Below are 11,707 nucleotides of genomic sequence, written 5' to 3' on the forward strand. Positions count from 1 at the left end.
ACGGCGGCACCACGGGCACGCTGGGCACAGGCGGCGTGACCAACAACGCTGCACTGGTGTTCAACCGCAGCGACGCGGTCACCGTGGCCAACCCCCTGAGCGGCACCGGGACGCTGACACAGGCCGGCAGCGGCACGACCGTTCTGACCGGCGCGAACATCCATTCCGGCCCGACGATCATCCGTGACGGCACCCTGCAGATCGGCGACGGCGGCACCACCGGCACGCCGGGCACCGGCGCCGTGACGAACGACGCGGCGCTGGTGTTCAACCGCAGCGACGCGATCACGGTCGCCAACGTCGTCAGCGGCGGGGGCAGCGTCACGCAGAACGGCAGCGGCATCCTGCGCCTGTCGGGCACCAACGCGTACACCGGTGCGACGCACGTGCAGGCCGGCGCGCTGGCGCTGACGACGACGGGCTCCATCGCCGCATCGAGCGGCATCAACGTGGCCGCCGGCGCGCGCTTCGACATCTCCAGTGCGGCGGCCGGCAGCGTCGTGCGCAACCTGACGGGCGCGGGCAACGTGCTTCTGGGCGAAAGCACGCTCACCATCGCCGAAGCCGACGGCGAGTTCTCCGGCGCGCTCAGCGGCAGCGGCAACCTGGTGAAGCGAGGTGCGGGAACGTTCCTGCTCTCCGGCGACAGCAGCTACACCGGCGGCACCTCCGTGAAAGGCGGCACGCTGGCCATCGGCCGCAGCAGTGCCCTGGGCACCGGCACGCTGAGCATGGACGACCACACGACACTGGCCTTCGCCGCCGATGGCATTCACCTGGCCAACGCCATCGCGTTCACCGGCAACAACGACCCGGTCTTCGACACGGGCTCACACACGGTCACGATCACGGGCGGCATCGCCGGCGCGGCCGACCTCACCAAGGCGGGCAGCGGCACGCTCGTGCTGGGTGCCGCCAACAACAGCTACCGCGGCGCGACCACCATCGCCGAAGGCACCCTCGCAGCGGGTGCCCCCAACGCATTCAGCCCCGCGAGCGCGCACGTCGTCGCAGCTGGAGCCACGCTCGATCTTGCAGGCTACAGCCAGTCGCTGGCCTCGGTGACCAACAGCGGCACCGTCTCGCTGCTGGGCTCGCGGCCAGGGACCGTGTTGACGGTCCACGGCCCATGGATCGGCCAAGGCGGCTTGCTCAAGCTCGGCGAGGCCCTGGACACCACGGGTGGTCCGGCCGACAAGCTGCTGCTCAGCGGCCCCACAGCCATCGCCAGCGGCAGCACACGCGTGCAGATCACGGACCTGCGCGGCCTGGGCGGGCAGACCACGGGCAGGGGCATCGAGATCGTCGGCACCGAGAACGGCGCGAGCATCCAGCCCAATGCCTTCAGCCTGGCCGCCCCCGTCTCGGCCGGCGCGTACGAGTACCACCTGGAGATGTCCGGCAGCGGGGCCTACCTGAGCAGCACCATCACGCTCCCACCGCCCGTGGTGCCCGATCCACCCCTTCCTCCATCGGCGCCCGCTCCTGCGCCGCCGCCAGCCGCCGGTGGAGCACCCGCACCCACGCCGGCACCCACGCCTTCATCGCCACCGGCAACGCCACCCGCCGTCGTCGTTTCGACCTATCGCGCCGAAGTCCCCCTGCTGGCCGGACTGCCCGAGCAGTTGCGCGAAGGTGGCCTCGCCATGCTGGGCAGCCGCCACCAACGCAGAGGGGACGACGCGCCGGATTCGGCCACGGCCGCCAATCGCGACGCACGCCGACTCGGCGCCTGGGCGCGCATCGTCGGCGTCGAACGCCGCATCGCCCAGGCCGGTACCGTCGCCCCCGTGAGCCAGGGGCGCCTGTCGGGCCTCGAGGCCGGCACGGACCTCTGGGCCCACCGTGAATGGCGCGCGGGCATGTACGCGGGTCAGCTCGAGGGCCACATGAACGTCGCCGGCTTCGCCCGCGGCGTGGTGAACTACCAGGCGGGCCGCAACCAGTTGCGCATGCAGTACTTGGGCGCCTACGCAACGTGGGAGAACGAGGATGGCCTCTACGTCGATGCAGTGCTGCAGACGGGCCGGCTGCACCACGACGTGCAGCCCAGCCAGGGTGCGCGCTTCAGCGGCAAAGGCAGCAGCCTGATCGGGTCGGTGGAAATGGGCCATGCCTGGCAAGTGGCGCCCAACTGGACCATCGAGTCCCGCTTGCAGCTGGTGCACCAGCGCCTGGACCTGGACGACAACACCATCGTCGGCGCGACGGTGCATCACGATTCGGACTCGGCCTGGCTGGTGCGTGCGGGCGTGCGCGTGAAGGGCTTGGTGGCTTCCGCCGCCGGCACCCTGCAGCCCTATGCGCGATTCGACGTGTACCGGCGCGGCAGCGGCACCGACGTGACCCGCTTCAGCACACCGGCTGCGCGCACCGACATCGTCACGAAGACGGGCGGCACGAGCACCGAGCTGGCCGCAGGCCTCGGCTGGCAGCTGTCGCCGGCGCTGAACGTCTACGGCGAGCTGGGCACGATGTGGGCCGCGGCCGGCCCGACGAAAACCCGCGGCGGCCTCAACGCCAGCCTGGGCTTGAAGGCCCGCTGGTAACGGCCAGCGAGACGCGCCCGGGTCGCGCCATGCACCGGCAGCCCGCCGCGCAATCGGTTACTGAAACGCCACCTCCGCAAAACTGCGCAGCTTGCGGCTGTGCAGCCGGCTCGTGCCCTCGCGGCGCAGCACCTCGATGGCCGCCATGCCGATGCGCAAATGCTGCTCGACCCGCTCGCGGTAGAAATGGTTGGCCATGCCGGGCAGCTTGATCTCGCCGTGCAGCGGCTTGTCGCTGACGCACAGCAAGGTGCCGTAGGGCACGCGAAAGCGAAATCCGTTGGCCGCGATGGTCGCGCTTTCCATGTCCAGCGCCACGGCCCGGCTCTGGCTGAAGCGGCGCTGCGGCTGATTGCCGGGCAACAGCTCCCAATTGCGGTTGTCGGTGCTGGCTACGGTGCCGGTGCGCATGATCGTCTTGAGCTGCGTCCCTTCCATGCCGGTGACGGTGGCGACCGCCTCTTCCAGCGCCAACTGAATTTCCGACAGCGCCGGGATCGGCACCCACAGCGGCAGCTCTTCGTCGAGCACGTGGTCTTCGCGCACGTAGGCATGGGCCAGCACGTAGTCGCCGAGCTGCTGCCCTTGGCGCAGGCCGGCGCAGTGGCCCAGCATCATCCAGGCATGCGGGCGCAGCACCGCGACGTGGTCGGTGATGGTCTTGGCATTGGCCGGGCCGACGCCGATGTTGACCATGCTGATGCCGCTGCAGTCCTCGCGCACCAGGTGGTAGGCCGGCATCTGCGGCAGCCGGCCCGGCGGCGTGCCCTGGCTGCCGTCGAGCATGGAGCCGTAGAACCTGCTCGAGCCCGCCGCCAGCCCGCGCCGGCGCGTCACCACGTTGCCGGGCTCGATGAAGGCGATGTACTCGCTGTTCTCGTCGGCCATCGCCTCGCGGCCCAGGCGCACGAACTCGTCGATGTAGAACTGGTAGTTGGTGAAGAGCACGAAGTTCTGGAACCACTCGGGCGCCGTGCCCGTGTAGTGGCGCAGCCGGTGCAGCGAGTAGTCGACCCGCGCCGCGGTGAACAGCGCCAGCGGCTGCGCCTCGCCTGGCCGCGCCTCGAAGGTGCCGTTGGCGATGCCGTCGTCCATGGCGGCCAGGTCGGGCAGGTCGAACACGTCGCGCATCAGCGCGCGGCGCTCGACGCTCAGCTCGCCCTCGATGTGCTCGTTCTCGGCGAACGAAAAATGAATCGGGATCGGCTGCGTGCTGGTGCCGATCTCCAGCTCGACGTCGTGGTTCTCCAGCAGCAGGCGGAATTGGTCGCGGAAGTAGCGCTCGAACAGGTCGGGCCGCGTCAGCGTGGTTTCGTACCGGCCCGGCCCCGCGACGAAGCCGTAGCTGAGCCAGGCATTGGCCACCGGCGTGCGGCGCGACACGGTGTGCGTATGCACCCGCACGAAGGGGTAGCAGGCCCGCACCCGCCCCGGCAGGCTCTCGCCGGCGACGAAGCGCGCCATCGCCTCGCGCAGATGCTTGAGACCCCCGTCGTAGATGTGCCGCACTTGCTCGAGGGCGGCAGCGGGATCGTTGAAGCGGGCCGGGGCGACGAAGGTGGGCATGTAGGGCATGCCCGGCATTGTGCAGCGGCCAAACGTCTCTAGCCCGGCATGGGTTCACGCATGGTCACGAACTCCTCCGCAACCGTCGGATGGATGCCGATGGTGCGGTCGAACACCTGCTTGGTCGCGCCGGCCCGCATCGCCACCGCGAAGCCCTGCACGATTTCGCCCGCTTCGGGGCCGACCATGTGCAGGCCGACCACCCGGTCGGTCTTGCGCTCGACGATCAGCTTCATGAAGGTGCGCTCGCCGCTGCCCGAGAGGGTGTGGCGCAGGGCCTTGAACTCGCTGCTGAAGATGTCGAGCTTGCCGAACTTCGCGCGCGCCTCGGCTTCGGTGAAGCCGCAGGTGCCGATGTTGGGGTGGGTGAACACGGCCGTGGGCGTGAACTCGTAGTCCAGCGTGCGCGGGCCGGCACCGAAGAGCGCATCGACCACCGCCATGGCCTCGGCCAGCGCCACCGGCGTGAGCTGCTGGCGGGTCGACACGTCGCCCACCGCGTAGATGGAAGGCACCGAGCTGCGGTAGTGCTTGTCGACCACCACGCCGCCACGTTCGTCGAGTTCGACGCCCGCGGCCTCCAGGCCCAGACCCTGCGTGTTGGGCACGCGGCCGGTCGCGTAGAGGATGGCGTCGGACTCGACGCGTTGCCCGCGCGACAGCAGCGCGCACAGGCCGCTGTCGAGGCGGGTGATCATGTCGATCTCGCAATTGAAGCGGATGTCGATGCCGACGCGGCCCATCTCCTTGGCAAGGAACTGGCGCACGTCCTCGTCGAAGCCGTTGAGCAGGTGCGCGGTGCGCTGCAGCTGCGTGACCTTGGCGCCCAGGCCGTTGAAGATGGAGGCGAGCTCGCAGGCGATGTAGCCGCCGCCCACCACCAGCAGGCGCTTCGGAAACGGGTCGAGGTCGAACATCGCGTCCGACACCACCACGTGCTCGCGCCCTGCCACTTCAGGCACGAAGGGCATGCCGCCGGTCGCGATCAGCAAGTGGCGCGCCGTGCACCGCCGGTCGCCGACTTGCACCGTATGCGCGTCGGCCAGTTGCGCCCAGCCCTGGATCAGCGTGACGCCCGCTCCTTCGAGCAGGCTCCTGTAGATGCCGTTGAGCCGCCTGATCTCCTTGGCGCGGTTGGCCTTGAGCACGTTCCAGTCGAAGCGCGGCGGGCTGTCGAACTGCCAGCCGTAGCCCTCCGATTCGGTGAAGGCGTCGGCGTAGCTGGCCGCATAGCTGTAGAGCTTTTTCGGGATGCAGCCCACGTTGACGCAGGTACCCCCCAGCTCGGCGCATTCGGCCAGCGCCACGCGCGCGCCGCGCTGCGCCGCCATGCGCGCGGCCCGCACGCCGCCGCTGCCGCCGCCGATGACGAAGAGGTCGAAGTCGAAAGTGGGCATGGGTTCCATCTCCTAGCGAGCCGACTGTAGCCGGCCGGGGAGAGGGCCGCAGGGCGACCCCATGCCGTTGCCCTCAAGGCCGGTCGCCCTGCCCCGGATCCCGCTGGATGCGCTGGAGCTGCTGGGCTCGCGCATCGGCGGCGCGCTGCTGCATCTGTTGCATGGTGCGTTGCTGGATTTCCTGCGACTGGCGCAGCGCGTTGTTCTGCTGCATCTGCTGCATCTGCTGCATCTGCTGTTGTTGGGCCTGCTGCGCGCGCTGGGCCTGTTGTTGCTGGATCTGCTGCATCTGCTGGGCTTGCTGCGCCTGCTGCATCTGCAGTTGCTGGGCTTGCGCCGCCTGCGCCGCGCGCTGCTGCATCTCCTGCTGCGCACGCACGGACTGCTGCTGTTGCTGCAATTGCTGCAACTGGAGCTGCTGCTGGTACTGCGCCTGCGCCGCGCGCTGCTGCAGATCCTGCTGCTGCCGCTGCGCGTCGCGCTGCTGCAGCTGTTGCATCTGCTGCATTTGTTGAGCCTGTTGCGCCTGCTGGGCTTGCTGCATGCGCTGGGCCTGCTGCAGCTGGAGCTGTTGCTGCTGTTGTTGCTGCTGCGCCTGCACCGCGCGCTGCTGGAACTGCAACTGCTGCTGGGCCTGCTGCCCTTGCTGAAGCTGCTGGAATTGCTGGGCTTGCTGCAGTTGCCGCGCCTGCATCTCCTGGATCTGCCGCGGACGCAGGTCGGGCGGCGGCATCGCCGCGGCCGAACGGCCGAAGCCGCCGCCCTGCCGGCCACCGTACAGCGGCACCGGTGCCACGTTCGCGATCTGCATCTGCGAGATCCGGCCATCCGGCACGCGCTGCACATCGCGTCGATTGATCGGGCCGCGTCCGAAGATGTCGACCGGCACCAGCGACAACGCACCCGGCGTGTTGCGGTGCAGATAGTCGGTGCGCTCGAGTTGCCGCTGGTAGGCCATGGCGCGATTGGCCTCGTCCACGTAGCGCTGGCTGGCGCGATAACCGGGCCGCCAGGCCTCGCCGGGCGCCAGTGGGAACCAGCCCACGCCGGGCCGGCCGTTGCCCACCGTCAGATTGGCGCCGGCGCCGCCGCCGCCGACGAAGCCGACCAGCGCGGGCGCGTACACCGGCCGCTGGCCCATCCGGCCCGGCACCCAGCCCCAGCGCGGCCCGACCCGAGCCCAGCGGCCGTAGTGCGACGTCGCGAAGCCCCACGGCGCCGCATCGATCCAGGTCCAGCCCCAGGGCGCGATGTCGGCCCACTGGCCGTCGCGGTAGGGCGCCCAGTCCGGGTCCACGCTGCGCGGATACCAGACTGCGCCGTAGCTCGGGTCGTTCTGCCATTCGCCGTGACGGTCGAGCTGCTGGTAGCCCAGCACCTCGCGCGGCACGTAGCGAGCCGCGACCGATTGGGCTGCCAGGCTCTCGCGCTCCGCCACCCAGCGCTCGAAGGCCGCGTCGCCGCCCGCGCGCACCGGCCCGCCGCTCACCGCCGCAAGCTGGCGGCCCGACACGGTCAGCTGCTGGTGCGCGCCGAGCGCCACCGACTGGCCGTTCTCGCCGAACAGCGTGACGCCGCCGCTCGCCACCGCGACGCGCGTGGTGTCGGACGCCGGGTCGGCCTCGATGCGCAGGTCGCCGGGCGACTCGACCACGACCGCCATGTTGGCCGTGCCGATCTCCAGACGCTGGCCGGGCGGCAGGTCGCGCGTGCTCAGCTGCACGCGGCCCTGCGTCAGGGTGAAGCGGGCGTTGTCGTCGTCGAGCTCGGACACCAGCAGCTGGGTGCGGTCGTCCATGCGCAGCGCGCTGGCGTCGACCTGCAGTTCGGCGCGGGCGTTGCGGTCGGTCCACAAGCGGTCGCCGGTGGTGATCGGGCGGTTGGGCAGGGCGTCGTACCAGCTGTCGTCACCGGCCGGCGAGAAGCTGACCGTGCCTTGCTGCTCGTTGAGCCGGGCGACCCGGCCGGGTGGATCTTCCTGGGCCCAGGCCGCGCTGCCGGCCAGCAACATCATCAGCAGGCCCAGCAGGCACCCGGCTGCTCGGGGCATGGGAAGCGGAGTGGCGCGTCGTCTCGTCATGGTCGGTCCTCGAACAATGAAGGTGCAACGCGCCAGCACGGGCCGGCGTCGGCATCTGCATTGCAAAGTTCCTGAAACTATGACGCGGCCGGCGCAACCATCTGTAAGCCAATGGCTCGGCTCGGCCGACGACCCCGCGCGCTATCCCCCGTAGAGATACTTCGGCAACCAGAGCGTCAAGCTCGGCCACACGTACATGAACACCATGCACAGGATCACGATCAGCATGTACGGCATCATCCCCGCGAAGATCTGGTTCAGCGTCACGTGCGAGGGCGACACGCCCTTCAGGTAGAAGGCCGACATCGCCACCGGCGGCGACAGGAAGGCCGCCTGCAGGTTCACGAACACCAGCACACCGAAGAGCAGCGGGTCGATCTGGAAGTGCGCCAGCAGCGGCAGGAAGATGGGGATGAAGATCACGATGATCTCGGTCCATTCCAGCGGCCAGCCCAGCACGAAGATGATGGCCTGCGACAGCAGCAGAAACTGCAGCGGCGACAGGTCCATCGACATGACCCACTGCTCGATGATGGCCTGGCCGCCCAACAGCGCGAACACCGCCGAGAACAACGCCGAGCCCACGAACAGCCAGCACACCATCGCCGTGGTCTTGGCCGTGAGGAACACCGCTTCCTTGATGCGCTGGAAGTTCAGCGTCCCTGCCTGCCAGGCCATGAGGAAGGCGCCCGCCGCACCCACCGCAGCCGACTCGGTGGCGGTGGTGATGCCGAACAGGATCACGCCCAGCACCACCAGCGTCAGGATGCCCAGCGGCATGACCGACGACACCAGCATGCGCAGGATCTCGAACTGCTCGGCGTCCATCTTCCAGTAGTACAGCACCAGCAGCACCAGCGCCACGGCGCAGGTGATCCAGAAGCCGGTGTAGAAGGTTTCGGGCACGGGCTCGGCATGCGGCGCGGCCACGGGTTCGCCCAGTTGCTGCAGGCCGCCGCCGGCCGCGGGCGCGGAGCGCTCGGCACCCGGCGGCTCCTGCACACCGCCGCCGGCGGCGGACGATGGCTCTTCGGCACCGGGCGGCTCTTGCAGGCCACCGCCGGCGCTTTCTGCCGGCGGCTCCTGCAGTCCGCCCTCGGGCTTCGGCTCGGCCAGCGACGACGCCGCTGCCGCAGGCGCGGGCTGCTCGGCAGCCACCGGCGCCGGCGTGCTTTCGCTTTGCTGCGAATAGATGGTCACGTACCACCACACCGAGCCCAGCGTGACCACCGCCAGCAGCAAGGGCGTGAGTGCGCTGATCAGAAAGCCCACCAGCGTGAGCCAGCGCAGCCGCACACCTTGCACGCCGGCCGCCAGGGCGCGGCCCGGTGCAGCCACGGCGGCGGCCAGCGCCGGCAGCATGCGCTGCGAATACTGCGATGCGATGTGCGCCACGGCCGGCGTGACGGGTGCGCGCTGCTGCTCGGGCGGCAGGCGCGGCGCGACCTTCGGGCTGATCAGAGCCCAGCCGATCACGTACAGCAGGTACAAGAAGGCCAGGAAGAAGCCCGGGAACATGGCGGCCGCATAGAGCTTGACCACCGACTGCCCCGCCACCGCGGCGTAGACGATGATCATCACCGACGGCGGAATCAGGATGCCCAGCGTGCCGCCGGCCGTGATGACGCCCGCAGCCAGCCGCGTGTCGTAGCCGGCGTTGAGCATCGGCCGCATCGCGATCACGCCCATCAGCACCACCACCGCGCCGACCAGGCCGCTGGCGATGCCCCAGAAGGTGCAGATGATCAGCGTCGCCACCGCCAGCGAGCCGGGCACGCGGCGAAAGGCCAGCTGCACGCTGTGGAACATCTTGTCCACGAGCGCGCCGCGTTCCATCACATAGCCCATCAGCACGAAGAGCGGTATGGACAGCAGCGTTTCGTTGGTCATCGCGCCGAAGGTGCGCTGCACCATCAGGTCGAAGACGTGGTTGTCGAACCAGGCCTTCGTCGGATCGTAGAACGCGACGAAGCCGAACAGCATGCCCAGCCCCATCAGCGTGAAGGCCGTGGGAAAGCCCATCATGATCACGACCACGATGAGCCCGAGCATCGTCATGCCGAGCGCGGCATTGCTGATCATGTGATCTCCCTCCCACGCGCGCGCGCCGCTTCGTCGAGCGCCTTGGCGCGTTCCATCGCGTCGCGCCGGGCCTCGTCGTCGACGTAGGTGCTGCTGGCGAGCTGCTGCTCGACCACGTCCATCTCTTCGGCGTCCTTCAGGCGCTCGGGCCACTCGCCGGTGCGCAGGCACACCACGCAGCGCACGATCTCGGCCAGCCCCTGCAGCATGACGATGACACCCGCCACCGGGATCATGAACTTGAACGGATACACCGGCAGCGGCGTGGCGTTGAAAGTCTGTTCGCGCATGCGCAGCGAGTCGTTGAAATAGTCCCAGCCGGCCCAGGTCAGTGCGCCGATGCCCGGCAGGAAGAACAGGATGTAGAGCGCCAGGTCCAGCGTGGCCTGGGTCCGCGGCTTCATGCTGCCGTAGAGGAAGTCGCCGCGCACGTGGCCGTTCTGCGCGAGGGTGTAGGCGCCGCACATCATGAAGAGCGTGCCGTACATCATGTTGTTGGCGTCGTAGATCCAGGCGGTGGGCGCGTTCAGCGCATAGCGCTTGAAGACCTCGGCGCACACCACCAGCATCAGCACGATGATGAGCCAGGCGAAGAGCTTCCCCGTCCAGGTGCTGAGCCGGTCGACGGCATGCAGCAGTTGTTGAGTGTTCATCGAAACCCCAGGGTGCAGCAGGCAAAAAACAGCCTTCCGGTGGGGGCCGGAAGGCTGGCTCGGTACGACAGCGTCACGCTTTCTTCTGGGTGCTGAAGTAGTGGTTGTAGGCCATCTTGAAATCGACCATGTAGTCGCTCTGCCACTGGCCGGCGGCCTGCGCGAAGGCCTTCTGGGAATCGAGCACCTGCTTGAAGAGCGCGTTCTCCCCGGACTTCTTGGCGATGGTCTTGTCCCAGGCGGCGAGCTGGGCGCGCAGGATGGCGTCCGGCGTCTTGTAGAACTTGACGCCCGCCTTCTTGAGCTCGTTGTAGTCCTTGGTGTTGCGGTCGATCGCCTTCCAGCTCATGTCGGCGCTCGAAGCCTGCACCGCGTAGTCGATGATCGATTTGAGTTCCTGCGGCAAGGCGCTGTACTTGGGCTTGTTGAACAGGATCTCGAACTGCTCGCCGCTCTGGTGGAAGCTCTGGAGCATGCAGTTCTTGGCCACGTCCTGGAAGCCCAGGGCGCGATCGCTGGACGCGTTGTTGAACTCGGCCGCATCGATCAGGCCGCGGTCGAGCGCAGGCACGATCTCGCCGCCGGGCAGCGGGTTCACCGCGGCGCCCAGCTCGGTGAAGACGTCCACCGCCAGGCCGACGGTGCGGTACTTCAGGCCCTTGATGTCGTCGACCTTGGCCACCGGCTTCTTGAACCAGCCCAGCGGCTGCGTCGGCATCGGGCCGTACAAGTAGGACACCACGTCCATGTTGATGGACTTGTAGATCTCTTCCAGCAGCGCCTTGCCGCCGCCGTAGTAGTGCCACGACAGCACCATGTTGGGGTCCATGCCGTAGGCCGGGCCCGAGCCCCACAGCGCCAGCGCCGAGTTCTTGCCGTAGTGGTAGGCCACCACGCCATGGCCGCCGTCGAGCGTGCCCTTGTTCACCGCCTCCAGCAGCTGGAAGGCCGGCACCACCGCGCCCGAAGGCAGCACCTCGATCTTGAGGCGGCCGCCGGCCATGTCGTTGACCTTCTTCGCGAAGTCGTTGGCGTATTCGTGGAAGATGTCCTTCGCCGGCCAGGTGCTCTGGAAGCGGAACGATGTCGTCTGCGCCATGCTGACCATGGGCGCGGACATGGCGCCGGCCGCCACGGCGGCGCCCTTCAGCAGGCTGCGGCGGCGGTTCGGTTTGCTGTCGGTCATTGCGGTTGTCTCCATTGGTGATCTGGAAAGCCCAGACTTCCGATCTTTGACAGCACAACAATGACGACAAAGAGGGTTTTCACGAACTGGTGAAAAATCATTGAATGCGGAAGCCGCCAGCCCTCCGCACTAACCCCTAGATGTGATGTCTCAATAGGTTGTTCACCCGGAAGGGTCTGGGAGACTGGAGTTAC

At 68.5% G+C, this 11,707-nt stretch carries 8 protein-coding genes; 1 reads left to right on the top strand and 7 read right to left on the bottom strand.

Translation table 11 applies throughout. The features are described 5' to 3' along the window. Nucleotides 1-2,549: autotransporter outer membrane beta-barrel domain-containing protein (locus tag B0W80_RS32750; RefSeq protein ID WP_143684888.1), on the top strand; the 2,549-nt coding region annotated here is incomplete at its 5' end. A gap of 57 nt (nucleotides 2,550-2,606) precedes the next feature. Here the strand turns inward: B0W80_RS32750 and B0W80_RS32755 are convergent. The 7 genes from B0W80_RS32755 to B0W80_RS36100 form a co-directional block, all read right to left on the bottom strand. Continuing rightward, nucleotides 2,607-4,124 carry an AMP nucleosidase gene (locus B0W80_RS32755; protein ID WP_077003324.1) on the bottom strand — a complete coding sequence of 506 codons (1,518 nt, stop codon included), beginning with the start codon at nucleotides 4,122-4,124 and terminating at the stop codon, nucleotides 2,607-2,609. 29 nt (nucleotides 4,125-4,153) lie between these two features. Further along, nucleotides 4,154-5,512 (bottom strand): glutathione-disulfide reductase, encoded by a 1,359-nt coding sequence (gene gorA, locus B0W80_RS32760; RefSeq protein ID WP_077003319.1) that lies wholly within the window; start codon nucleotides 5,510-5,512, stop codon nucleotides 4,154-4,156. Nucleotides 5,513-5,585: 73 nt separating this feature from the next. Continuing rightward, nucleotides 5,586-7,592 carry a DUF6600 domain-containing protein gene (locus B0W80_RS32765; RefSeq protein ID WP_077003320.1) on the bottom strand — a complete coding sequence of 669 codons (2,007 nt, stop codon included), beginning with the start codon at nucleotides 7,590-7,592 and terminating at the stop codon, nucleotides 5,586-5,588. Between the two features lie 141 nt (nucleotides 7,593-7,733). Further along, nucleotides 7,734-9,671: a TRAP transporter large permease subunit gene (locus tag B0W80_RS32770; protein ID WP_143684889.1), complete on the bottom strand. Its 1,938-nt coding sequence runs from the start codon at nucleotides 9,669-9,671 to the stop codon at nucleotides 7,734-7,736. Further along, nucleotides 9,671-10,327 carry a TRAP transporter small permease subunit gene (locus tag B0W80_RS32775; protein WP_077003322.1) on the bottom strand — a complete coding sequence of 219 codons (657 nt, stop codon included), beginning with the start codon at nucleotides 10,325-10,327 and terminating at the stop codon, nucleotides 9,671-9,673. Before B0W80_RS32775 ends, B0W80_RS32770 begins: the two co-directional genes overlap by 1 nt. 73 nt (nucleotides 10,328-10,400) lie before the next feature. Next, a complete protein-coding gene (locus B0W80_RS32780; protein WP_077003323.1) occupies nucleotides 10,401-11,513 on the bottom strand; it encodes a TRAP transporter substrate-binding protein in 1,113 nt (370 codons plus the stop codon). Further along, a partial coding sequence (locus B0W80_RS36100) for a hypothetical protein (RefSeq protein ID WP_218668984.1) occupies nucleotides 11,510-11,707 on the bottom strand: 198 nt, incomplete at its 5' end. The genes B0W80_RS36100 and B0W80_RS32780, both read right to left, overlap by 4 nt.

The organism is Variovorax sp. KK3, assembly GCF_001984055.1.
Classification (GTDB): Bacteria; Pseudomonadota; Gammaproteobacteria; order Burkholderiales; family Burkholderiaceae_C; genus Variovorax.

Excerpts from the sequence above, each read along its gene's own strand:
- B0W80_RS32755 (WP_077003324.1), bottom strand. The coding sequence starts at position 4,124 with ATGCCCTACATGCCCACCTTCGTCGCCCCGGCCCGCTTCAACGATCCC.
- gorA (WP_077003319.1), bottom strand. The coding sequence starts at position 5,512 with ATGCCCACTTTCGACTTCGACCTCTTCGTCATCGGCGGCGGCAGCGGC.
- B0W80_RS32765 (WP_077003320.1), bottom strand. The coding sequence starts at position 7,592 with ATGACGAGACGACGCGCCACTCCGCTTCCCATGCCCCGAGCAGCCGGG.
- B0W80_RS32775 (WP_077003322.1), bottom strand. The coding sequence starts at position 10,327 with ATGAACACTCAACAACTGCTGCATGCCGTCGACCGGCTCAGCACCTGG.
- B0W80_RS32780 (WP_077003323.1), bottom strand. The coding sequence starts at position 11,513 with ATGACCGACAGCAAACCGAACCGCCGCCGCAGCCTGCTGAAGGGCGCC.